Consider the following 23,593-nt stretch of genomic DNA (forward strand, 5'->3'; position numbering starts at 1 on the left):
CGATGACAAGAAAAGGAACAGCACTATGGCGCAGTTGCCCTCCGATATTTCCAGCCTGCTGATCCCCATGCAGGGGCGCCCTTGGCTGGTGCCCAATATTGTGGTGGCTGAGGTGATTCCTTTGCGCCAACCAGACCGCCCAGGCCATGGCCCGGAGTGGTTGCTGGGTTGGCTGAGTTGGCGCGACCAGCAAATCCCGCTGCTGTCATTCGAAAAGCTCAACGAGTCAGGCCAAGTCACCATCGGTCAGGATGCCCGCATCGCGGTGCTCAATACCGTGGCCAGCAAGGCGCCCTTTTATGCGGTGATCGTGCAGGGGATCCCACGCCTACTGAAAGTGGCCAAGAACGATCCGGTGGAAGAGCCAGTAGATACCGGGCCTGCAGAAGCCATGTATATTCAGGTCGGCGGCGACTTGGCCGTAATCCCGGACCTGGACGCCATTGAAGGCGCCGTGGCCGGGCTGCAGAAACCGGCATGATTGATCGTGACAGACTGGCCGCTTTGGCAGCAGAAGACGCCGCCTACCCACGCCGTGGGCAAGCATTCCGCAACCGGTTTGCGACTCCTCACCACGGCCTCGGTGCTTTTTTGCGCTGGCAATGGGACTCCCGAGGGCGCTTCCCGGCGCACCAGTCTTTCCCATTACACAGGCCCGACCCGGAGCAATTGCACAAGCCAGGGAATCGGCCTCAAATCACCTGGATCGGTCACGCTACCTACCTGTTCCAGCACCGTGGCTGGAACCTGCTCACCGACCCGGTGTTTTCCGACCGCTGCTCACCCTTTAGCTTTGCGGGGCCGAAACGGGCGGTACCGCCGGCGCTGACCGTGGATCAGCTGCCCAACATCAATGCGGTACTGGTATCGCACAACCACTATGACCATCTGGATAAAGCCTCGGTAACAACATTACAGAAGCGTTTCGGTCGCGATATTCTTTGGTTCGTCCCACAGGGCATCGCTTCCTGGCTGAGCAAACTGGGGGTGGAAAGAATCATTGAGCTAGGCTGGTGGCAAAGTGATTACCACGGCGAGGTCGAAGCGTTCTGTTTGCCCGCCCAGCACTTCAGCGGACGCGGCCCTAACGACCACAACCAAACATTGTGGTGCAGCTGGCGCCTGAATTTCCCGGATTTCAGTCTCTATTTTGCGGGCGACACCGGTTATGCGACATTATTTAACGAAATTGGTCAGGTATTCGGGCCGGTAGATCTGGCATTATTACCCATTGGTGCCTATGAGCCGCGCTGGTTTATGTCCCCTGTGCACATTAATCCGGCGGAGGCGGTAAAAATTCACCAAGATATCCAGGCGCGTCAATCCCTTGCCATGCATTGGGGCACCTTCGTACTCACTGATGAACCCATGGATGCACCGCCAAAAGCCTTGGCCAAAGCACTCTCAGAGCAGCACATCGAACACGTACATTTTCGGGTCCCGCAACACGGGGAAACCCTGACTATTGAATTAAAACATGAATAAACAATACCAGGGCCGCCGCCTGTGGCTGGTGATCCGTCTACTTGCTTGGTTACCGTTACCCTTAGCCACCGCCTTAGGCGCCTTTGTAGCCACACTGATAACCTTAGCCCCGCTCCGTTACGCCAGCGCCTATCGGGTAGTGCTCATTAATTTGCTCGCAACACACTCAGACATGACCCTATCCGAGGCCAAACGCATCGGCCGCCGCAACATAGTAGAGCTGGGCCGCACGCTCACCGAATTCAGCCATGTCTGGCACCGCCCGGTCCAGGAAACCTTGGCCCGAGTTACTCATATCCACGGCGAACAAGGCTTTCTGGATGCCTGTGCTAGTGAGCGCCCCGTCCTCATTCTGTCCTTGCACCAAGGAAGCTGGGAAATCAGCAACTTGTATTTGGGCGACAAGGGCGACCGCGACAAAACCCTGATCATGTACCAGCCCCACCCGGCCACCTTAATGGATGCCATGGTCAAGGCGGCCCGAGAACGAACTGGCTCCATCCTCATCCCCGCCAATCATCAGGGGGTCAAAAAGGCACTGGCGGCCATAAAGGCCGGCGGCACCCTAGGCATCCTCTCCGATCATAACCCGGGGAATCGAAGCAATCCGACGGTTCCATTTTTTGGCTATGACGTGCCCACCTCAGCACTGATCGATAAGCTGATACAGCGCTATCGGCCCCATGTATTTATCGTCTCCTGCATCCGTAAGGGTGGAGTAAAGGATATCCAGCTCCATTTCGAAGAGGCCCCGGAAATCGAACAGGCCAGCGATACCATCGAGATTCTCACCGCCATGAACGCTGGCCTGCAGCGCTGTATTGAGCGCAACCCAGGCCAGTACCAGTGGACCTACAAACGCTTTAAATGGGGCCCGCGCGGTCGACGCAACTGGTACCGACACTCCCTGCAATTACTCAAACGCATTCAGCAAGGGGAAGACCGTAAGGTTTTCGGCTTGCACCCTGACACTGACAAGGATCAGTGAAACACTCTTAAGCATAGGATAATCTTCTGCACGTAAACTTCGGTTAGCAAATAGGCAGACACTATGGCAACGGGACCGGCAAACTGGCACCGATTACATAAAGGGCTTCACTGGCTAGTGGTTTTGCTACTGGTGATGGTCTGGGGCGCCGTAGAGCTTCATGAGTTCTACGAGAAAAGCGATCCCATGCGCGAATGGTGGAAAATGCTACATTTCTCCTTAGGGCTAACTACCTTAGTCGTTATGCTAATTCGGCTTTATGGTCGTGCCCTTTACCCTGGACCTACACCGATGGGTGCTGCCTGGCAGCGTCACTTATCCGGCCTTGTGCATGGGCTGCTATACATCGTCATCCTGGCCATGCCACTCAGCGGCTTTGCCATGCGTCAGCTTGCTGGCAAGAGCATCGAAATTTTTGGCGCTCTCTCGGTACCTCAACTGGTAACGGTGAATATGGATCTAGCCAAGCAGATCGCGTTCATACACAAAGAGGTGCTGTGGACCATTCTGCTAACGCTGATTGTTATTCATATCGCAGGGGCACTGTGGCACCATTTTATCGACAGAGATGCAACCTTACAGCGCATGCTCCCAGGCAAACACGACGACACCCTGTAGCGACCCCTATCTTCTAACTCAGTGCACTCCAGGAGAGTCTGCAGGCAAGTCTTGCCCATTCGACTGCAAACACTTTCCTGCAACACGGAGAACCCAAACCCCTAATTTTACCTTGCCGACCCCGGCTTTTCGGTTGGCCTAAAAGCAAGCGCAGACCATATCGGCCTGGCCACGCGTTCGAAACAGTGCTGGCCACTGCCAGTGACTCAATCACCTATCGTGCTTCGGTGGTTACGGCTGACAGGAAAAGCGCCCCTCGGCTATCCGGATATTCTGGAGAGTGATCATCGGCCAGTGCGGCGATGCTGATCAGCATCGCCGCCTTGCAACAATTCATCAAGGCAACAACTGCGCCCGTCTCCCTGCGCGTTTTGCAAAGCTCGTAAACCCGCCTATCATTGGCTGGAAATCCATTGCGCAAGCAACAAAGCCTGATTACCTGCACTGCAGTATGACTGGGCCATGAAACCGACACCCTATTTTTGCCCCTAGAGAGGCTCGCATGACTATCAAGAATGACAAGGTCATCACCTTGCATTACAGCCTGTTCAACGCCGAGGATGGCAGCGAAATCGAAAACTCCCGTGAAACCGGTGAGCCCATGGCCTATCTGCATGGTTACAACAACATCATCAAGGGTCTTGAATCTGCGTTGGAAGGCAGAGCCGTCGGCGACAACGTAGATGTGACCGTCAAGCCGGCAGACGCCTACGGCGAATACGACAACACGCTGTTTCAGCGTATCTCCCGCAAATACCTTAAACACGCCGGCAAGCTGGCCCCTGGCAAAGTCGTTACCGTCTCCACCGACGAAGGGCCCCGCATGCTCACCGTTTTGAAAGTGGGCCTGAAAACCGTAGACGTGGACGCCAATCATCCGCTGGCGGGACAGACCCTGCGCTTCGCCGTGGAAATCACCGATATCCGCGATGCCTCCGACGACGAAATAGCCCACAAACACGCTCATGGCGTTGGCGGGCACCAACACTAAAAGCAGCTTCAGGCACCGAGCGGCAACGCGGGGGTAACCTTTCCTGTTTGATTGCGCTTACCCGCCTTTATCGTTAATCGAGGGCAGAGCCATAGACTTAGAACCGCGTTGTAGCGTGTAGCTTGCCGCTATCTCATTTTCAGCCTTTTCCTGCCGACGTACCTGCCATCAACGTGCTATCTTTGTGCATCAGAAAATGCAAAGGAACACAGGCATGGATCTTCCGGAGTACAGTTACTGGATCATCGCCGGGCTAGCGTTGGTAATTGGCGAATTTGCCATTGCCGGTCTAGTGGTCATTTTCTTCGGAATCGCCGCACTGCTGGTAGGTAGTCTCAAATTTCTCGGCTTACTCAACGACACCACGTGGGAACTGACCATCTTTGCCGCTATAAGCGTACTGCTGTTGGTGTTTGTGCGCCGCGTGCTTAATGACAAACTCATGGGGCGCGAACGGCAACGGCAAGGCGAAGAAGACAGCGCCGGCTTGGTAGGCCACCGTGCCACCGTAGCGGAAGCTTTTGCCAAAGGCACAGGCACCGTTAACTACCGTGGCGCTCGCTGGCAGGCTCAGTGCAACCAGCCCCTTAACCCTGGGGATATGGTTCGCATCACCCAGCACGAAGGGCTCTGGCTGACAGTAGAGCCTTGGCCAGTGGTTTCGCCGCAAGCACCCCCAAGGGACTGACGACGCAATCAGTCGAATATACCCTTTGCTTCGCAACTTTTACTTTTAAAACAATAAGGAACTGTATCCATGGCTGGTTTGATTATTTCCGGATTGCTCGCTCTCGGCGTTGTTGTTCTGCTCTTTATGGTGATTCGCATCGTGCCTCAGCGTGAGGTATATGTAGTGGAGCGGCTAGGCAAGTACCAGACATCTATGGATGCAGGCCTGCATTTCCTAACACCCTTTATCGATCGCGTTGCCTACAAGCATTCACAAAAAGAAATTGTTCGCGACGTACCTCGTCAGAGCTGTATCACCAAGGACAACATCGAGGTCTCCATCGACGGCGTCATGTATCTTCAAGTGGTGGACCCGAAAGCGGCCAGTTATGGCGTGGACGATTACGTCATGGCCGCCCAACAGCTGGCTCAAACCACGCTGCGTTCCGTGATCGGTAAAATCGACCTGGACAAAACCTTCGAAGAACGCGGCGAAATCAACATGGAAGTGGTCCGTGCTGTAGATGAAGCCGCACAACCGTGGGGTGTCAAAGTCCTGCGTTACGAAGTCGCCGACATCAACCTTCCCGTCTCCATCAAAGATGCCATGGAAAAACAAGTTCGTGCCGAACGTGAACGTCGCGCCGTGGTTGCCGAATCCGAAGGTGAACGCCAGGCAGCAATCAACCGTTCCGAGGGTGACCGCCAGGCGGCGATTAACCGCTCCGAGGGTGAAAAGCAGGAGATGATCAACATCTCTGAAGGTGAAAAAATGAAGCAGATCAATGAGGCCGAAGGGCGCGCGCAGCAAATCGAACTAATCGCCAAAGCCACCGGCGAAGGGCTGCGCCAGGTTGCCGCCGCCGTGAAAGAAGACGGCGGCCAGGAAGCCGTTAGCCTGCGCATAGCAGAGCAATACGTTACCGCCTTCGAGAAAGTCGCCAAAGAATCCACCACCATGCTGCTGCCTCAAGGCCTCAGCGACATTGGCGGCACCGTCGCCAGCTTGCAGAAGGTTCTCAAAACCGTGGAAAAAACCCCGGCCTGATCTGTCTACCCCCGGAGCTTGGGAGTCGCTAGAAACTCCCAAGACCGGGCAAGCCCCGCTCGCTCTTTCGCGAGGCTTGCATTCGCGCCCTATCATCCCGATATTCTTAAGTCCCATCACAAAGTTTCAGGAGTCTCCATGTCCCGCCATTTTGAAAAAGCCGACGGCCTGTTCGAGCACCCGGATGACGCGACCCAAGAATATCTTTTCAATCAGACAATGCTGCGTATTAAAGACCCGAAAGCAAGCCTGGATTTTTATACCCGAGTGCTCGGCATGCGCCTGGTGCGCAAAATTGATTTTCCCGAGATGAAATTCAGTCTTTATTTTCTTGGTTATCTGAGTGAAGAAGAAGCGGGCGGGGTCCCGAAGGACAATGATAAACGACTAACCTTCACCTTTGGCCGTGAAGCCATGTTGGAGCTGACCCACAATTGGGGCACCGAAGATGAGCCTAATTTTTCCTACCATGATGGCAATGCAGAACCCCAAGGCTTCGGTCATATCGGCATCACCGTTCCCGATGTCTACGCCGCCGCCCACCGCTTTGAAAAAATGGACGTCACTTTCGTCAAGCGCCCTGATGACGGCAAAATGAAAGGGCTCGCCTTTATCAAGGACCCTGACGGTTATTGGATCGAAATTCTTCAGGCCGACATGATGGAGAAACAACAGAAAAACGACTGAAAGATGTCACTTTTCTGACAGCAAAATTGTTTTTTTGCTTTCCCCTCTAACTGTCTCGTATTGTGTAAGCTTTGCACTTCTTGACCAAGGCCTGACTCCTTTGTCGGGCTCACACTAGGGGATCTCCTATAATGAATTCGTCTTCTCTTCTGACTCTCACACAGCGAAACTTTTGCCAAGCCCGATCCAACCAGCCAGCCCCGTACGGCCCACGTGCTCAAGCATTGCTAGCGCTTGACCAAGGCTGCACCCAGCAGCAAGCTGCAGAAAAAAGTGGTCTAAGCCTCGGCCAAGTGCGCTACTGTTTGCGACGTTTCCGGGTCGTATCACTGGATATCTTTGCTACAGAGAAAACGAAGCCCATCGCCCCTCCCCAAGATGAAAGAAAAAATAAAGAAACCGATAAAAAGAAAAATAAAAGTGATAAAAAAGTCAAAAAATTAAAGATCATAAAATCGAAAAACGAAAAAACAGAGAAAAAAATCGACAAGAAAAAACCCAAGACCTCCAATAAAAAAGACAAGAAAGGCGGCAAGAAAAAGGGCAAGAAGAAAAAGAAATAGCCAGAAAAAATCTCCTGTGCACATGATACACTTGCGCAACACCATGATTAAGCATCGGGGTTTTTCTTGCTGGCGCGTCTTCCACCTTGGGTAGAATTTGGGGCCTTTCTGCTCGCCTTTCTGGCGGGCAGCGTCAATGCCGTAGGGCTTCTGGGTTTTAGTCACCAATCCGTCTCTCACCTGACCGGCACCTCGTCGCTGTTGGGGCTGGCATTGGCCGAGCTAGCCCTGAGCGATGTACTGCACCTACTTTTTACCCTGATGAGTTTTCTTGCCGGCGCCACTCTCAGCGGGCTGCTAATCACCAGCACCGCTCTGAGACTGGGCCGCCATTACGGTTTTTCCCTGCTGATTGAATCTGCTCTGTTGCTCCTAGCCATGTTGTTCCTGCAACGTGGCAGTGATTTCGGAATCTACCTGGCCTCCATGGCCTGCGGCCTGCAGAACGCCATGGTCACCACTTATAGTGGTTCGATCATTCGTACCACTCACCTCTCAGGGATCTTCACTGATCTGGGCATCATGCTCGGCAACCGCCTGCGAGGCATACCCCTCAACGGTCGCCGACTGTTATTGTTTCTATTACTGATCAGCGGGTTTATTTGTGGTGGAGTCATCGGCACGCTACTGTTTCGCCTGCTGCATTTTTCCGCGTTAGTGGCCCCCGCCATCTTAGCCGCATTGCTGGCAGCGATTTATTGGGGATATAGCCGGCAATATCGCTAAACATATAAGCAGCAACATGACGAGAAACGTGTAATAAGGCAGACCTTTTCGGGCGTTGGCCTTACCCATCGTTTAACGGGCAGAGCCGCGGCGAATCACCAGGGCGATGCCCCCCAGAATGGCCAGCGAAGCCAGCACCAACCGCAGGCTGAGTCGCTCATCTAGCCAGAATACGCCCGCCAGTGCCGCCAGCACCGGCACACTTAGCTGCACGGTGGCGGCCGTAGCGCTGGCTAACCCCTGCAATGCCAAGTACCAAATCGCGTAACCTGCTCCCGAAGCCAGAGCACCAGACAACACCGCATATACCAACGCCAGGCCCTGTGGCCATTGGCCCGGCCAAGCGAACAGCGCCAACGGTAATAGCCAGATCAATGCCCGCAGGAAATTGCCCGCGGTTTCTGCCGTCGCATCGGCCGCGCCCTTGCCTCGCAGGGAGTACACGCCCCAGGCGGCACCAGCCACCAGCATCAGTATTGCCGCAGTCAACGGTGGTGCCGTCGCGCCGGGCAACATCAATGCCACCAAGCCACTCAATGCCGATATCAGCCCTAGCCACTGGACTGGCGCCAGTCGCTCCCCCTGAAATAAACCGACACCAATCATGGTGGCTTGCACGGCTCCGAACAGCAGCAAGGCGCCCGTGCCCGTAGCGAGCGCCACGTAAGCCAACGAAAATCCGGCGGCGTAGACAAACAGTGCCAGAGCCGAACCGTGATTACCGTGTCTAACCATGGCTTTCAACTGCCGGTCTCGCAGCAGCAAGATGAGCCCCAGCATCACCGCGGCAGATACCAATCGCACAGCCGTAAAGCTGGCGGCATCTATTGCACCTTCACGCAGTGCCAAACGGCAAAACACGGAATTGGCTGCAAAGGCCACCATGGCCAAAGCCGTTAAGACCAGGCTACGTTTCGCAGACATCAACAAACCACACACATTGTAGCCATTATAAAATTAATGACTCTTTGCCACCGGATCATCATTACGGGATTGCAGTGCAATGCCCCGTTAACATTTGCAAGACAAAAACGGTGGATGAAAGTTAAGTTCAGTCATTCTTGTCTAGCAGCATTAGAGGGCCTATATAGCAATTACAGGTTGCATGAGGGTCCGCCATTGCATGGCTTCAATATCCAACCAATTACGCAAAGTAACGGCCTGCTCGCTCAACAGAAAGAAAAGCAAGCAAGCAACGCTACAAACAACGGTTGCCCCAAATAGCGTTGCAAACGGTTGCTTTCGTGTCTTGTGACGGAACAGAGGCCGGGCTATCAACGCTCCAGGCCAACCTCCGGCCAGCGCCAGAAGGTGAAGCGTATCTTCCCTTACCCTTTGTTTATCTTTTACTGCCGACCGTTTATCCCAACCATAGAGCAACAATGTGATAACACTGAGCGCCACTAATGCCACTACCAGAAAATACGAAAACACATACTCACGGCTCAACCACAGCACAGCGCTAAAGAATAATGTCGCGGTAATCATTGCGACCAACACCGCCCCCTCAATTCTGTCCTGCAATAGCAAAGGGAGATGCACCCCTTCTGCTCGCAATCCTTTACCTTTTTCTTGCCGAACGGAGTATCGAACTTTATCACCTACTGCAGGCCTGGCCCGGCTCGCTACAAAAGCGCTAATGTGGGCAAATACCGCATCACCACCATCCGCAGGAGCGATAAAACCATACCCTTTCGCGTCGTCCCACTTAATCAACCTTCCTTGCTGCAATGCCATCATCCCCTCCAAGCCCACAGGGCCGCCAGCAACGCCACCGGGGCGGTTTCCGCTCGCAACACCCGGCTGCCTAACGCGAACGGGCGAAAGCCCGCATCCGCCGCCTGCTGTAATTCATCATCGGAAAAGCCACCTTCCGGGCCCGTCAACAATGCCAGTTCTGTCTGCCCCTGCAAGGCAGCCGCAGAGAAGGGCCTCTCGCCCGGATGGGCTATCAACTTCAGGACGGGAAGATCAGATGCCAACCAGTCACGCAGGCTAAGCACACCCTGCACCACCGGCACTCTGTTCAGCCCACATTGCTCACAAGCACTGATCGCCACTTGCTGCCAATGGCTACGTTTCTTTTCCTGACGCTCCCCCTTGAGGCGGACTTCGCAACGTTCCGTGTCCAGGATCACCAGGGCGCCGGCGCCCAGCTCAGTGGCCTTCTGGATCGCATAGTCCATGCGCTCGCCCTTGATCATCGGCAGCGCCACCGTCACCGCCAAAGGAGCGCAGCGGTCTTCAGCGGTGAACGTGAACGGCTCAATGGTGACTGCCTTTTTGCTAATCGCGGTGATACGCGCCTGCCATTCACCACCACGACCGTTGAATACCACCAACTCATCGCCCACCGTCATACGCAGCACTTTGCCGATATGATGGCTGGCGCTGGTGCCCAGATCTTCAGCCTGACCAGCATGGAAGTCCTGATCATCAAAAAAACGGCGCGGCATGGAATCTCCATCACGAATAGGTGCCAGCGGGAAAAACAAAAGGCTACCATACCTGCGCCACGCTCCCGGCGTGATTTTGCCAACCAGATAGATGAGACCCTGCCTATGGGCGAAATTGTACAGTCAGCCTTCCGGCCACCGCTGTGGTTACGCAACCCCCACCTGCAAACTCTGTGGGGGCCCATGGGCCGCACCCTGCCTGAAGTGAAGCGGCGCACTGAACGACTGAACCTTAAGGACGGTGATTATCTATTGCTGGACTGGGCCGGGCCGCAGAGCCAACCCGGGCAGCTCATCGTGATGTTATTGCATGGGCTATCCGGGTGCAGCGACTCCCATTACATGCGCGGCATGCAAAAAGTACTGGCCGACGCAGGCATCCGTTCTGTGGCCATCAACAGTCGCGGAGCCAAAGAACCGAACGACACCGCGTTGTGTTACCACGCGGGCGAAGTGGATGATGTGGATGCGGTAATTGACCATGTGTTCCATGAAAACCCCACAGGCCATCGCATTGCCATCGGCGTTTCCCTGGGCGGCAGCCGGCTACTGAACTGGCTGGCCCACCGAGACAACGGCCATCTCAGTGCCGTAGCCACCATTTGCGCCCCCTTGCGGCTGGATATCTGTGCCAACCGGCTGGAGCAAGGCTTGTCGAAACTGTACCGCCAACATCTGCTGAAAAACTTGCTGGGCAATTTCGAAGGGCAGAAAACCCATCTGGACAAGGTAAATCCACCAGAGGCCAAACGGCTGCATCGGCTGAACATGACTGGCATCCGTTCGTTCTGGCGCTACGACGACCAGATCATCGCCCCGTTGTATGGCTTTCGCAGCGCCTGGCACTATTATGCCCAATGCTCGACCGGTCCCAAGCTGCTACAAATCCGTACCCAGACGTTGATGCTGCAAAATCGGGATGATCCGTTCATGACCCCGCAAACCTTGCCGCGGCAGGAAGAGCTCGGGCCAGCGGTGACATTGGAAGTGAGCGATTACGGTGGGCATGTGGGCTTTGTCGGCCACAAAAGCCAGCGGTACTGGTTAGAACAACGGCTATTGGCGTTTGTACAAGGTTTCGGTGTTCGCTGAAGCTTCGGGTAGCGCCCAGCTGCCCGGAGAGGACAACCCGACAGCATGGCCCAGTAGTAATTCGCTCGTATTATGGGCTGCCCGATAGCGCTCTTTCATTTCCGCCAGGTGATCTCGAGCTTCACCTTTCAGGAAGGGCTCTTCCAGACAAATAATCTGGTACACCCCATGACGCATCAAGCTCTCATCCAGCTCCTCATTGGCAGCGGCATCCGGGCGCAAACCATGTACCAGGGAAGCCCACGATGACATCAGCACCCAGGTATTGACCATCAAACCTTGCAACTGCTCATCATCCAACGCCAGTATCCCACTGCTACGCAACTTTTCGTAAATCACTGTCCCGCGTACCAGAATGGCTTCCACAAACTGTTGATAACGGGCTGCTAGAGCGGCCTCCGCGTGCAGGAAATGAGACAGATCGCGGTGAAAAAATCGATACTGCCACATGGACGCCAGCAGCCCTTCGAAATAATGCACCTTCACCTGCCAGCTCAACGGCCCCTGAGGCGCCTCCAGCAAGCTCAGCAATTGTTTTTGGTAACGGTCAAATAGCGCTGACACAATCACGCCCTTGTTTCGAAAGTGGTAATACAGATTGCCTGGGCTAATCCCCAGCGCCTCGGCAATGTGGTTGGTGGTCACATTGCGCTCTCCCTGCCGATTGAACAGGACCAGGCTGGTTTCCAGAATACGCGCTTTTGTGCTGGTCATAAGAGGCCAAATGTGGTCTTTCTGATACACGATGTTGACTCTTAGAGTAATTACTCTAAAAATCAGACTCAAGATTAATTTTTAATCACCTATCATACATAACTATCGAACTCGGGAGGCGAGGACCATGGTCGCCGAAGTAAAAGATCTGCACAGAAACAATCCAGACATCGCCCGCTTGCAGAGCATTTTCACTGCTCAAAAAGCCGCATACCGTCAGAACCCTTACCCTAGCGCCGAACAGCGTCTTGAGTTAATCAGCAGGCTCAAGCCATTGCTGATCGATAATATTGATGCTTGGACCGACGCTCTGAACAACGACTTCACCACCCGTGCTGCGGATGAAACCAAACTCGCAGAAATCATGATGACCCTAGAAGGGCTGAAATACACCACCAAGAAACTGCGCAAATGGATGAAGCCCTCCAAGCGTCATGTGAGCGCCATGAATTGGCCGGGCAAAACCTGGGTGGAATATCAACCGCTCGGCGTGGTGGGCATTATCGTGCCCTGGAACTATCCGGTGCAGCTGGCAGTAGTGCCGCTAATTACGGCTCTGGCCGCCGGTAACCGGGTGATGATCAAGATGAGTGAGGCCACCCCTCGCACTGGCGCGCTGCTGGAAAAATTGATCACCAACATCTTCCCGCAGGAACAAGTTGCCGTGATCAATGGCGAAGTGGATATAGCGCAGGCTTTCTCTGAGTTGCCTTTCGACCACCTCCTTTTCACCGGCTCCACGACCATTGGCAAGCACATTATGCGCGCGGCCTCTGCTAACCTGACTCCAGTCACCCTGGAACTGGGCGGCAAAAGCCCCTGCATCATCGGCCAGGACTTCCCCATGAAGGACGCGGCCGAACGTATCGCCTTCGGTAAATGCTTGAATTCCGGGCAAACCTGTGTAGCTCCAGACTACATCCTTTGCCCAGAAAATCGCGTGCAAGAATTTGTCGACACATGGAAAGCCCAGGTTACCCAGTCCTACCCGACCATGGTGAACAACCCGGACTTCACTGCCATTGTGAACCCCCGCCAGCAAAAACGGCTGTTGGGTTATCTCGACGACGCCAAAGCCAAAGGCGCAGATGTAATTGAGATCAACCCGGCTAATGAAGACTTCAGCGGTAGCCAGAAGGTGCCACATACCTTGGTACTGAATGTGAACGACGACATGGACATCGCCCAAGACGAGATCTTCGGCCCACTGATGATTGTCGTGCCTTACAAAACGCTGGATGAGGCCATCGAATACGTGAACGACCGGCCCCGCCCGCTGGCGCTGTACTATTTCGACTGGAATCAGGACAACTGCAATCGTGTGCTCAAGAACACGCACTCCGGCGGCGTATGCCTGAACGACACCATCTCTCATGTAGGTGTAGATGACATCCCCTTCGGCGGCATCGGCCCGTCTGGCATGGGCGCCTACCATGGCCCGGAAGGTTTCCAAACCTTTTCCCAAGCCAAAGGCATTTACAAGAAAGGCAAGATGAACGCCACCAAATACATACTCCCTCCCTACGGGCGCAGTATCCATAAACTCATCTACAAGTTTCTGCTGAAATAAAAGTAATCGTAAACTGCAGGAGCGCCGTTAACGGCGCGATTCAAGCTTAACCCGGTGCCCTTTACCACAAAGGGCACCGGGTTGAGTTGTCCTATCGCGCTGCTCCCGCACTACAAATCACAACTATTACAAAAAAGAGTGCGCTATGGATCAGGGAATCAATCGCCGCAGCTTCCTCAAGCTCAGCGCCGCAGGCAGTGCCGTGCTGGCCACCGGTTCCGGACTGGCCTTGCTTACCGGGTGCTCCAGTAACGACGGACCTGCAACCGGCTACAAACACTTCCGCCAGCAAGACGTAGACCTGCTTACCCCGCTGGTGGGCGCCGTGCTCGGCCCTGCCCTCACTGACGTGGGCGCCACCGCCGAAGACGGCATGAAAGCCTTCGATGACCTACTCGAAGGCGGCATGCCCGGCACCCGGGCTGCGCTATTCCAGGTGCTGGATCTGATGCAACTGGGGGCCGCTCGCTGGTATATCACCGGCACTTGGGCCAGCTTTGCCGATCAAAGTGAACAAGAAATTAAGCAAACCCTCACCGAATGGTCCGCCAGTGAGCGAAGCCTGTCACGCATGGCCTTTAAAGGGCTGACCCAACCAATCCATATGGCTTGGTATGTAAAACCGGTCGCCGCTCGCAGCACCGGCTATCCCGGCCCGCCCCAGAAAATTATTGCCTAACACGCGCCGCTTGCGGCCTTTATCGCGTGTACTGCTAGCCAAAGAAAAAGGATAATGCCATGCAGGATCTCTCTACCCTTACTATTAACGTGAAAGACCCGTGGAAAAACCCAGCCAACGGCTGGGATGTCATCGACGGGCGCACCATCACCGACAACCGCACTTTAGAAGCCGATGTCATCATCGTAGGCACAGGTGCCGGCGGCGGTGTTAGTGCAGAAATACTCAGCCAGCGCGGCCTCAAAGTCATACTGGTGGAAGCGGGCAAACTGAAAAGCTCCGACGACTTCAAACTGGATGAAAGTCAGGCCTACCGTGACCTCTACCAAGAGGGCGCACTACGCGCTACCAAAGATGCCGGCATGACGGTGCTGCAAGGGCGCACGGTAGGCGGCACCACCGTGGTTAACTGGACGAGTAGCTTCCGCACCCCCCAGAAAACCCTGCAATACTGGCACGATGAATTCGGCGTACAGGGGCTTAGCCAGGCACAAATGGCTCCCTGGTTTCAACAGATGGAAAATCGTTTAAACATAGAAAAGTGGGCCATGCCGCCCAACGCCAACAACGACATACTGAAACGGGGCTGCGATGAGAAAGGCTGGCATTCCGCCATTATCCCCCGCAACGTAAGCGGCTGCTGGAACATCGGTTATTGCGGCATGGGCTGCCCCACCAACGCCAAACAATCCATGCTGGTTACTACCCTTCCCAGCGCTTTAGACCACGGCTCCACACTGATTTACAGTGCTCAGGCCGACACCCTGATCATTGAAGGTGACAGCGTTACTGGCGTGCGAGTGCGGCCACTGAACGATGACAAAGTGCCTACCGGCGCCACAGTAACACTAAAAGGCAAAACCGTAATTGCCGCGGGGGGAGGCATTCAAAGCCCGGCACTGCTGATGCGCTCCGACGCCCCAGACCCGAACGGACTAGTGGGTAAGCGTACCTTCCTGCACCCCACCACCTTCGTCTTCGGTATCTACGACAAAGAAATCGCTCCGTATTACGGCGCCCCACAATCCATGTATTCTGACGAGTTCACGTTCAAACACGGAGTCAATGGACCGGCAGGTTACAAGATGGAAATGATGCCCATGCATCCGGGCCTGTCTGGTGCATTAATGGGCGACTTCGGCGAACGTGCCCGGGAGGAAATCGAACGCCTTCCCAACATAGCCACCGCCATTGCCCTAATTCGCGATGGTTTCCATGAGGATAACCAAGGCGGCACCGTTGAGTTGCGTGATAACGGCGAACCGCTGCTAGATTACCCCGTCAATGACTACCTGCTTGAAGGCGCCAAACGGTCCCACTTGACCATGCTGGAAATGCAGTTTGCTGCTGGCGCCAGAGAAGTACGGCCCAGCCATACCCATGCCAGTTACTACAAAAGCTGGAAAGCAGCCCGCGAAGGCGTGGCGCAGCTCGACTATGCCCCGGTCATCACCGGGCTGGGCAGCGCCCACGTGATGGGTGGGCTGACCATGGGGGCCGATGAAAGCCGCTGCACCGTCAACAGCGACGGTAGCTACAAACACCTCAACGGCCTCTACATCATCGACGGCTCCGTGTTCCCCACCAGCATTGGCGCCAACCCACAGCTCTCCATCTACGGCCTTAGCGCCCGCAATGCCTCAGCATTGGCGGACAAACTGAAAGGCTGAGCCAGCGTCATCATCTCCCTGCTGTGTAGATCCCCTACGCAGCAGGGGGCTTCCTTACCGCCTCTGTGCGGCTTTTTCCTCATTTTCCCTGTCAAAACCTCAGGAAGCAGGCGAAGCCAAGCGCCAAATGAGGTATAAGTGCGGCATGAAAACCCCACAACGTTTACAGCCCCTGGTCGATGACGGACTCGTCGATGAGGTCATTAGCCGTCTGATGAGTGGCAAGGAAGCCGATATTTTTGTGGTTCGCTGTGGCCAAGAGATCCGCTGCGCGAAAGTCTACAAGGAAGCCGCCAAGCGTAACTTCAAAAAAGCTGCCCAGTACCGGGAAGGGCGCAAGGTGCGCAACAGCCGCCGCAGCCGTGCCATGGAAAAAGGCTCCAAGTTCGGCCGCGAGCAGCAGGAAAAGGTCTGGCAAAGCGCCGAAGTGGATGCCCTGCGATTACTCGCCCAGGCCGGCGTTCGCGTGCCCAAACCCTACGACATGCTCGAAGGTGTGCTATTAATGGAGCTGGTCACCGACGACGAAGGCGACGTCGCTCCAAGGCTCAGCGAAGTTGTGATGTCCGCCGAGCAAGCCGAAGAAGACCACGCCCTAATGATGCGATACGTGGTTCGCATGCTCTGCGCCGGCATCATTCACGGTGACCTGTCAGAATTCAATGTCCTCGTGGACGATTATGGCCCGGTGATCATTGACCTACCCCAGGCCGTGGATGCCGCCGCCAACAACAACGCCGAGGCCATGCTGTATCGGGATGTGGATAACATGACCCGTTACTACGGCCAATACGCACCGTCATTGCGCGGCAGCCGCTACGGCCAAGAAATTTGGGCCTTATATGAAAGCGGTGAACTGGAGCCAGACAGCGAACTCACCGGCCAGATGGACGATGATGATCACATTGCCGATGTAGATGATGTATTAGCAGAAATCAAAGCCGTCTTCGAGGAAGAGCAAGAACGCCGCGAGCGGCTAAACGACAGTTCAGAGGGCAGCGATTACTGAACGCCTCTGAACTTACCGTTTCGGCCGCCGCCCAGGTTTCCTGTTACGATCCCCCATCGGCTAATACAGCATGCCATTGCCGGGGAACCCGGGGCACATCAGCCTCAGTGTCTCGCCCGTCATGAAGACCCAACGTCTGGCCATCATTGCTCCGTTCTCCGAGATAACCCGCCGGCTGCGCGGAGGCCAGTGACAACCTCATCAGCAACACCCTCACCTAAACTCACAGGGCAATCTCCATGTCACGGAAACGAACCCTCAATGAAATTTTCACGCCTCCTGAAATCACCTCCGAACGGTCACCGCCGAGAGACCCCGCCGGTGCCATGAGCAGATAAATCAACGAGGGATACGGCTACAATACGCAGCTATCAGCTCGGCCAGCGCAAAGAAAAAGGCGGTTTCATGCTTTTCAGGTCCATGATGCCAAACATGCGTGTTTCACCTACCTTACGAAGCACCTCATTAATTAGCAGGTTGTCATACACCATGGTCGCCGTGGCCACGCCCCGGTAGGTGATGGGTCGCAAACGCTCGGCGGACTTGCCGTCAGATAGCAATGGCAATGCTCACTGAAACATGTGGCCAGCAAGCGTCGATTTCAGAAACGGCATGGAAACGATCAGCACCGTTCCCAGCATGACCAACAACGGTTCCCCGAGGTTAGGCATTCGAATACCAACGGTATGCGCATATTCTTCGCTCTCGGAGGACTTGCGCTGCCAATAACAAAGCTCCAGCGCCCCATCCAAAAGATGGCGGATTTCGAACCCATCCCCTTTCTACGGGCCGGCATGAAATCCGGCACTACCGACCCCAGCACTTCGACAATGAGGGGCCACCCGCCACACCTATCCTTGCACAACAACCTGACCCAGGTGGAACGGCCCCGCCAGCAATAGTGCCGCCTTGTGGTTATTCAATGGGTATATGCTGGAAGACATTGATTTGGCCAATCCCTCCAGCATCAATGGGCGCCAGTGAACAGGACGCCAACTCTCTGCAGCGTGCACCCTAATCCAGCCCGCGGGCGCCTAGCGCTCGGGGCTCGGGGCTCGGGCGAGTTGGCTTATGTTAATCGTGGCGAGCCACCCCACTGAGATCATCCGCATGGCGGCCACCGCTAACGTAGCCTCGCTGACGTTGCTGGCCCTGGACGGGTAATCGCCAGACAATCCTCAAACAAGCGGTATCAGATTGCTATAGCCAAAATGAAAAGGTCATTAAAGTGAGCACCCGGCATTACCGCCAGAAATATACAGAACCCAAGGAAGTCTATGGAAAACTTCTTCCATGCTCAGCAGAATTCATCAGCCCGTTTCAGCTGCAATTGCAAGACAGCTGTGTGGCCAATGGGCGTGAAAAAGAAAAGACGGAGAGGAAAGAAAATCCCGCCAACCCTGAGGCATGGCGGGATGAAAAATTATAACGACAGAGTAGATTCCACGTCCTGACAGTTACGGCGAGCCAACGCCAGATTCGACTTCCCCTTATCCAATACGAGATAAACGAACAAACCCTCTTTCGAATCCACAGGACGGATGATGTGATACTGAGACTCCAAGGTAATCAAGATATCTTCAATCTTTTCATTGAGCCCCAGAGACTTCATTGTTTTCAATTTAGCACGAACCACCTCCGTATTGCCCGCTGCCGCCAACTCCAGATCTAATCCCGTTCCGGACTGCCCCAGAACCATGCCACTATTAGCATCAACAATAGCGGTACACATGGCACCATCAGACTGCAGAAGCGCATCCATACTTTCTTTGATATTCGCCACGGTAAATCTCCTTCAACACTTAGGTTTTTCCCGAAATATAACGGATCAAATTGATTTTTTGAGTTTCTCTTCAAGTACGAAGCAACAATTCTTCGCGCCCCAAAGAAGTTGCCCCAACATAGAGGCATCGCTGGCTACCACCGCAAGAGCCAGTGGCGGCTTTAGATTTGGAATTTTCATCACTGCAACAACGCCTTCATCAGACTCGACGATCAAACGGCTGCATTCTGATATGCCCGCCTCTTTCGCAATAGCAGAACTTATCGCTGCCAGTGAGCTGCCCATGGCAGCAAGTCGACTGGCGCTTTCTTTATTAACTTGTAACGAGGCCACTTCAAATCCGTCTGTGCTTAGCAATACGGCGGAAGTAACACCTTTGGTATTGTCCTGGAAATTTTCCAGTTCTTTCTGAGCAACGGCCGTTTCCGTTTTACCCAGCGGAGAGGCTACTTTCATGCTTGCATCATTCCCATTTCGTTAACTTCAATCTGGCAAAGCAATGCTTCTACCAGAAGTAAAACGTCATCTTTTTCTCTGACATCCACAGAAAAGATAGGCGGAGATATATGACGCTCCAGCAAGATATCTGTAATACGCTCAATAACGTCAAAATCCTCACTGGCCAACCGACCCACACCGATCACCATTGGCATTGCGCCTTGCTCCCAAAAGGCATCGACGAACACGGATAGATGTGTATCCAGATCCGGGTGCTCACCATTCAGCAGCACAATTACGCCAGCAGCATTATTGGCAAGAATGGGCCACATAAAGCGAAAACGCTCCTGGCCCGGAGTGCCATACAACCGCACGCCACCACCGGGAATATCGATAAAACCGTAATCCAGTGCGGCCGTGGTCATCGCCTTGTCGCACTGATCAATATCCGTATTCAGCACATCCGTGGAGATACACTCCTGATCGCTTAACGCGGAAATCGCTGTGGTTTTTCCCGCACCCATGGGCCCGGTAAACAGAATTTTGAATTCATCATTTGTCATTGCTAAGCACTCAGCCCTAACCGACTTCGTAACCCTTTGATCAGGCCACCAAAACGTTTTTTCCCTTCCTCAGTGTTTTCCACCGCCAAGGGGGCCTGGGCGGCTTCTTCAAACACCATCAGACCACTCATTTCACACGCATTTATAAAGCGGTCGAGCTCTTCCTCGCTGCATTGTGAAATTTGCTGGAGTTGCTCCCGCGTCAACGGCCGCTTGGTCATCAACGCGCATAACGACAAGTGCGTCCGGCTTTTTTCCAAAGTGCCAAAACTGGGCCAACGCTTGAGGTGAAAGACCCCCTCGGCACTCATCCAAGGCGCCAGTTGAGTTGCGTCATAACGGGATACCATCCAGCACAGAGAGAACAGCGGGCAGGCCACCGCGTCTTCCGGGAGGACATCTGTAGTTATCTTTAATGGCCCCAGTGCCACCGAGGATGCCGCCAATTGTCGGAACAGGGCTTTGCTTGCATAGAAACGTTGCGAAGCCGGCTTGAAATACAGAGGGCCCTGCGCGGATAACGCCACCAACAACCCTGCGGGATCAGGCCCATTCCCGTTTACTGCTTCATGCAGTGATGACCAGAAAGGGGAAACTTCAGTCTCCGCGCCATGAGAAACCGTAGGCGACACAGGCGCGGCAGGCTGCGAAACCGAGGCGCACTCACTAGGCAAAATACTGCCTACTTCGTCCAGCACAGAAAGCAGCTGCATAACCCGAAAAGGATGTTGCAAAGTAAAACGGGAAATCGGTTTCCGCTGGTTGCAGTGATACACAACAATGCGCGGTTTTTTGCTGTCGTCCCAGCGTTGCGTTTCTGGTGTTTGATCGCAGGAAATCATCAGCACATCTGCGCTGTCAGGTTCACTAAGGCACCAACTCACTGCAGACCGCCCCTCCATGATTTTCAACATGGACAGGCAGGCACTGGCCGTGTCATGACCCAATCCTACAAAGCCTAGCCGTTGATTTTTCATCGCTCATACAATCCATGAAATCAGCATTTATCCTTGAACATCGCAGATAATGCGTCCTCTTTTGGGTAGCGGCTTGCGGTGCTACGCCCGGTCATCAAGTAATGCGACACATGTCCAAATTAGTCCTCTGAGATTTCCGCCAGCAAACAGATGACGACAAGCGGGCGATTAATAAGGACGAAGCTGTAAAAATAATTAAACCGTTCGGATATGATTAGAAATCAAGCAGTTATCTTTAGGATTTTACCCACACTTCATGTAAGAAAATGCTTACATGAAGCAGTCATTTTCATACGCTCAGCCCCTGTACCGCAGAGCGCGCAGCATCGACCCATCCCACTAACACGGCTGCGTACACCTGCAACTCTGCTATCGCTTCGGGTATGCTTGCGGCACAGTGGGTATTCGGGGCCTTACCCGGGTACGGTTTCTACCGCGACAGAGCGAGCCAAGCATGACCAACCGCGTAATTTATCCCGGCACCTTCGACCCGATCACCAACGGCCACCTGGACTTAGTGGAACGGGCCGCCAAAATGTTTGATGAGGTCGTGGTGGGTATCGCGGCCAGTGAAAAAAAGGGCCCGCTGTTCACGCTGGAAGAACGCGTGGAGCTGACCCAACGGGTGCTCTCGCACCTACCGAACGTAAAAGTTACCGGCTTTTCCGGGCTGCTGGCCCATTTCTGCAGGGAAGAAGGCGGCAACGTACTGCTGCGGGGACTGCGGGCGGTGAGTGACTTTGAATACGAGTTCCAGCTGGCCAATATGAACCGCCACTTAGCCCCCGAACTGGAGACGGTGTTCCTTACGCCAGCGGAGCATCTGTCTTTTATTTCCAGCTCCCTGATCCGCGAAATCGCGCTACTGGACGGCGACGTGAACAATTTTGTACCGCCAATCGTGGCCGAGGCGCTGGAAGAGAAGCGCAAAGCGCGGCAGAAATAGCACATAGCGATAAGCTTGAAACAGCAAGCTCAAACGCGCCCCCTGCACGATGCTCTGGAAAGAGAATATAGCCGCGCCCGAGTGTTGCGGTGCGAGCAGGGCGTAAAGTCACATCACCCACCATGGCCGTGTTGTAGCTTGTTGCGACGCTAAAACAACGCAGGAAACCTCCTGCGCAGAGGCAGTTGAAGCGCTTCTGCCAGGAAATACCTGCACCCACGGAGGAACCCCCCATGCGCCACCTGCTTTCACTCCTGCTGCTGATTACCGTTACCGCCCAGGCCGCCGTGCCAGGCAAGAATGCGGTTGCCAGTGCCCATCCACTGGCAACTCAGGCTGGGCTGGATATTCTGGAGCAGGGGGGCAATGCCTTTGATGCGGCAGTAGCGGTGGCCGCCACCTTGGCCGTGGTCGAACCCTATTCTGCTGGCATGGGTGGCGGTGGCTTCTGGCTGCTACACCGGGAGCAGGAAGGCTCGCAAACCTTTGTAGATGCCCGCGAAACGGCTCCCGGAGCGGCCACCGCCACCATGTACCAAAACAAAGAAGGTAAGGTGATGCGCGACTGGGCGGTAAACGGCCCCAGCGCTGCCGGCATTCCCGGCCAAGCCGCCGCCTTCGTCCATCTCGCGGACAATTACGGTACGTTGCCGCTCACTTCTACCCTGGCACCCGCCATTGCTTTGGCCGAACGCGGCTTCCATGTAGAGGACCATTACCGCAAATTGGCAGGTTACCGGGAAGACGTGCTTAACCGCTTCCCGGAAGCCGCCGCGATCTTCCTGCACAACGGCAAGGTGCCGCCCGACAACCACCTGATCAAACAAGCAGATCTTGCCCAGGTACTCAGAGCCCTCGCTGAAAAGGGAAACGCGGGCTTTTATCAGGGCGAAGTGGCCAAACAGCTGGTAGACGGAGTGCAACAAGCTGGCGGTATCTGGACACTGGACGATCTTGCTAACTATAAGGTTGTAGAGCGCACCCCCACCGTCAGCCAGTTCCGCGGGGGCCGGGTAATCTCAGCCCCACCACCGTCGTCTGGCGGCATCGTTATGGGCGAAGCGCTCAATATTCTCAGCCAACTCAACGACGGCAACACCGCAGAAATAACCCCGCACCTGGCCATCGAGGCCATGCGCCGCGCCTATCAGGACAGGGCACGGTATCTTGGCGACCCGGACTTTGTGGATATACCTGTGGATAAGCTGTTGAGCATAGGCTACGCCAAGCAACGCGCCAGCAGTATTACTCTCGACAAGGCCACTGCCAGCAGCAGCCTGGGCGAGCCCGTCGGCGTAGAAGAAGGCTTTCATACCACCCATTTTTCGGTACTGGATAAAGACGGCAATCGAGTGGCCGCTACGCTAAGCATTAACCTGCCATTCGGTAGCGGCTTTGTGGCCCCCGGCACCGGCGTTCTTCTCAATAACGAAATGGACGACTTCTCCGCCAAACCCGGCAGCCCCAATGCCTATGGCCTGGTCGGCAGCCAGGCCAACGCCATTGCCCCCGGCAAGCGCCCCCTGTCATCCATGACCCCCACCTTCGTGGAGTTCGACGACCGCATCGCCATTCTCGGCACCCCCGGCGGCAGCCGCATCATTTCCATGGTAATGCTGGCCGTGCTGGAAGCCAGCAACAACAAACCAGTGGAAGACTGGGTCAACGCAGTGCGCTACCACCATCAATACCTGCCCGACGAAGTGCAGGCGGAGCCGGCATTCATCGGCAGCCAAGCCGCCAAAGACTTGGTACGCAGGGGGCACAAGGTGGTTTCCATTGGCCGTGACTACGGCAACATGCAGGCCATACTGTGGCGCCAAGACAGTGGCAAGGTCACCGCCGCCAGCGACCCGCGGGGGATCGGTAGCGCCGAGGTTCGAGCCCCAGATCCATCCAAGGCTCAATCCAAAGAGTAGAG

Annotated in this window: 27 protein-coding genes; 18 read left to right on the forward strand and 9 right to left on the reverse strand. The window is 54.9% G+C overall.

Going from position 1 to position 23,593, the window contains the following annotated elements:
- The first annotated feature begins 25 nt into the window (after positions 1–25).
- From ABNH10_RS01240 to ABNH10_RS01285, 10 genes are all read left to right on the forward strand, one after another.
- A complete protein-coding gene (locus ABNH10_RS01240; RefSeq protein ID WP_349384386.1) occupies positions 26–481 on the forward strand; it encodes a chemotaxis protein CheW in 456 nt (151 codons plus the stop codon).
- Entirely contained in the window at positions 478–1,485 is a 1,008-nt protein-coding gene (locus ABNH10_RS01245; RefSeq protein ID WP_349384387.1) for an MBL fold metallo-hydrolase, read from the forward strand. The genes ABNH10_RS01240 and ABNH10_RS01245 overlap by 4 nt, the downstream gene beginning before the upstream one ends.
- Positions 1,478–2,473 (forward strand): lysophospholipid acyltransferase family protein, encoded by a 996-nt coding sequence (locus tag ABNH10_RS01250; RefSeq protein WP_349384388.1) that lies wholly within the window; start codon positions 1,478–1,480, stop codon positions 2,471–2,473. Before ABNH10_RS01245 ends, ABNH10_RS01250 begins: the two co-directional genes overlap by 8 nt.
- Before the next feature lie 63 nt (positions 2,474–2,536).
- On the forward strand, positions 2,537–3,091 hold the full coding sequence (locus ABNH10_RS01255; protein ID WP_349384389.1) for a cytochrome b: 555 nt from the start codon (positions 2,537–2,539) through the stop codon (positions 3,089–3,091).
- A 502-nt stretch (positions 3,092–3,593) separates the two neighbouring features.
- The gene (locus ABNH10_RS01260) at positions 3,594–4,082 is read left to right on the forward strand and encodes an FKBP-type peptidyl-prolyl cis-trans isomerase (protein ID WP_349384390.1); all 489 of its coding nucleotides are present in this window, start codon (positions 3,594–3,596) and stop codon (positions 4,080–4,082) included.
- A gap of 214 nt (positions 4,083–4,296) precedes the next feature.
- Complete coding sequence (locus ABNH10_RS01265) at positions 4,297–4,770, forward strand: NfeD family protein (RefSeq protein WP_349384391.1); 474 nt, start codon at positions 4,297–4,299, stop codon at positions 4,768–4,770.
- A gap of 69 nt (positions 4,771–4,839) precedes the next feature.
- Complete coding sequence (locus tag ABNH10_RS01270) at positions 4,840–5,799, forward strand: SPFH domain-containing protein (RefSeq protein WP_349384392.1); 960 nt, start codon at positions 4,840–4,842, stop codon at positions 5,797–5,799.
- Positions 5,800–5,937: 138 nt separating this feature from the next.
- Positions 5,938–6,486: a lactoylglutathione lyase gene (gloA, locus tag ABNH10_RS01275; RefSeq protein WP_349384393.1), complete on the forward strand. Its 549-nt coding sequence runs from the start codon at positions 5,938–5,940 to the stop codon at positions 6,484–6,486.
- Positions 6,487–6,617: 131 nt separating this feature from the next.
- Positions 6,618–7,049, forward strand: a complete 432-nt coding sequence (locus ABNH10_RS01280; RefSeq protein WP_349384394.1) for a helix-turn-helix domain-containing protein — start codon at positions 6,618–6,620, stop codon at positions 7,047–7,049.
- A 66-nt stretch (positions 7,050–7,115) separates the two neighbouring features.
- Positions 7,116–7,775: a YoaK family protein gene (locus ABNH10_RS01285; RefSeq protein WP_349384395.1), complete on the forward strand. Its 660-nt coding sequence runs from the start codon at positions 7,116–7,118 to the stop codon at positions 7,773–7,775.
- Between the two features lie 72 nt (positions 7,776–7,847).
- On the opposite strand, the gene ABNH10_RS01290 is transcribed toward ABNH10_RS01285, so the two are convergent.
- The 3 genes from ABNH10_RS01290 to ABNH10_RS01300 all read right to left on the reverse strand — a co-directional run bounded on the left by ABNH10_RS01290 (position 7,848) and on the right by ABNH10_RS01300 (position 10,231).
- Positions 7,848–8,699: a DMT family transporter gene (locus ABNH10_RS01290; RefSeq protein ID WP_349384396.1), complete on the reverse strand. Its 852-nt coding sequence runs from the start codon at positions 8,697–8,699 to the stop codon at positions 7,848–7,850.
- 159 nt (positions 8,700–8,858) lie between these two features.
- A complete protein-coding gene (locus ABNH10_RS01295) occupies positions 8,859–9,512 on the reverse strand; it encodes a DUF1294 domain-containing protein (RefSeq protein WP_349384397.1) in 654 nt (217 codons plus the stop codon).
- Complete coding sequence (locus ABNH10_RS01300; RefSeq protein ID WP_349384398.1) at positions 9,512–10,231, reverse strand: 16S rRNA (uracil(1498)-N(3))-methyltransferase; 720 nt, start codon at positions 10,229–10,231, stop codon at positions 9,512–9,514. The genes ABNH10_RS01295 and ABNH10_RS01300 overlap by 1 nt, the downstream gene beginning before the upstream one ends.
- A 105-nt stretch (positions 10,232–10,336) precedes the next feature.
- Between ABNH10_RS01300 and ABNH10_RS01305 the strand changes: the two genes are divergently transcribed.
- Positions 10,337–11,323, forward strand: a complete 987-nt coding sequence (locus tag ABNH10_RS01305) for a YheT family hydrolase (protein WP_349384399.1) — start codon at positions 10,337–10,339, stop codon at positions 11,321–11,323.
- Here ABNH10_RS01305 and ABNH10_RS01310 read toward each other — a convergent pair.
- A complete protein-coding gene (locus tag ABNH10_RS01310; protein WP_349384400.1) occupies positions 11,288–12,037 on the reverse strand; it encodes a TetR/AcrR family transcriptional regulator in 750 nt (249 codons plus the stop codon). The genes ABNH10_RS01305 and ABNH10_RS01310 overlap by 36 nt on opposite strands.
- A gap of 127 nt (positions 12,038–12,164) precedes the next feature.
- Here ABNH10_RS01310 and ABNH10_RS01315 point away from each other — a divergent pair, with 127 nt between their 5' ends.
- The 4 genes from ABNH10_RS01315 (at position 12,165) to ABNH10_RS01330 (ending at position 16,965) form a co-directional block, all read left to right on the forward strand.
- Complete coding sequence (locus ABNH10_RS01315; RefSeq protein ID WP_349384401.1) at positions 12,165–13,607, forward strand: coniferyl aldehyde dehydrogenase; 1,443 nt, start codon at positions 12,165–12,167, stop codon at positions 13,605–13,607.
- Between the two features lie 145 nt (positions 13,608–13,752).
- Positions 13,753–14,286: a twin-arginine translocation signal domain-containing protein gene (locus ABNH10_RS01320; protein ID WP_349384402.1), complete on the forward strand. Its 534-nt coding sequence runs from the start codon at positions 13,753–13,755 to the stop codon at positions 14,284–14,286.
- Positions 14,287–14,345: 59 nt separating this feature from the next.
- Positions 14,346–15,956, forward strand: a complete 1,611-nt coding sequence (locus ABNH10_RS01325) for a GMC family oxidoreductase (protein WP_349384403.1) — start codon at positions 14,346–14,348, stop codon at positions 15,954–15,956.
- 145 nt (positions 15,957–16,101) lie between these two features.
- Positions 16,102–16,965, forward strand: a complete 864-nt coding sequence (locus ABNH10_RS01330; protein WP_349384404.1) for a PA4780 family RIO1-like protein kinase — start codon at positions 16,102–16,104, stop codon at positions 16,963–16,965.
- 371 nt (positions 16,966–17,336) lie between these two features.
- Here the strand turns inward: ABNH10_RS01330 and ABNH10_RS01335 are convergent, their stop codons facing one another.
- A complete protein-coding gene (locus ABNH10_RS01335) occupies positions 17,337–17,531 on the reverse strand; it encodes a DUF4334 domain-containing protein (RefSeq protein ID WP_349384405.1) in 195 nt (64 codons plus the stop codon).
- A gap of 662 nt (positions 17,532–18,193) precedes the next feature.
- Here ABNH10_RS01335 and ABNH10_RS01340 point away from each other — a divergent pair.
- Positions 18,194–18,394: a hypothetical protein gene (locus ABNH10_RS01340; RefSeq protein ID WP_349384406.1), complete on the forward strand. Its 201-nt coding sequence runs from the start codon at positions 18,194–18,196 to the stop codon at positions 18,392–18,394.
- Here the strand turns inward: ABNH10_RS01340 and ABNH10_RS01345 are convergent.
- The 4 genes from ABNH10_RS01345 to ABNH10_RS01360 are packed head-to-tail and all read right to left on the reverse strand — an operon-like array spanning position 18,389 to position 20,726.
- A complete protein-coding gene (locus ABNH10_RS01345) occupies positions 18,389–18,748 on the reverse strand; it encodes a hypothetical protein (RefSeq protein WP_349384407.1) in 360 nt (119 codons plus the stop codon). The genes ABNH10_RS01340 and ABNH10_RS01345 overlap by 6 nt on opposite strands.
- A gap of 45 nt (positions 18,749–18,793) precedes the next feature.
- The gene (locus tag ABNH10_RS01350) at positions 18,794–19,204 is read right to left on the reverse strand and encodes a roadblock/LC7 domain-containing protein (RefSeq protein ID WP_349384408.1); all 411 of its coding nucleotides are present in this window, start codon (positions 19,202–19,204) and stop codon (positions 18,794–18,796) included.
- Positions 19,201–19,749, reverse strand: coding sequence for a GTP-binding protein (locus tag ABNH10_RS01355; protein WP_349384409.1), 549 nt, complete (start codon positions 19,747–19,749; stop codon positions 19,201–19,203). The genes ABNH10_RS01350 and ABNH10_RS01355 overlap by 4 nt, the downstream gene beginning before the upstream one ends.
- A 2-nt stretch (positions 19,750–19,751) precedes the next feature.
- Entirely contained in the window at positions 19,752–20,726 is a 975-nt protein-coding gene (locus ABNH10_RS01360; RefSeq protein WP_349384410.1) for a hypothetical protein, read from the reverse strand.
- A gap of 454 nt (positions 20,727–21,180) precedes the next feature.
- Between ABNH10_RS01360 and coaD the strand changes: the two genes are divergently transcribed.
- Together coaD and ggt are read left to right on the forward strand one after the other, a co-directional pair.
- A complete protein-coding gene (gene coaD / locus ABNH10_RS01365; RefSeq protein ID WP_349384411.1) occupies positions 21,181–21,672 on the forward strand; it encodes a pantetheine-phosphate adenylyltransferase in 492 nt (163 codons plus the stop codon).
- 233 nt (positions 21,673–21,905) lie between these two features.
- Positions 21,906–23,591, forward strand: coding sequence for a gamma-glutamyltransferase (gene ggt, locus ABNH10_RS01370; RefSeq protein WP_349384412.1), 1,686 nt, complete (start codon positions 21,906–21,908; stop codon positions 23,589–23,591).
- Positions 23,592–23,593: the final 2 nt, after the last annotated feature.

The organism is Alcanivorax sp. (genome assembly GCF_040119285.1).
In the GTDB taxonomy this organism is placed as follows: Bacteria; Pseudomonadota; Gammaproteobacteria; order Pseudomonadales; family Alcanivoracaceae; genus Alcanivorax.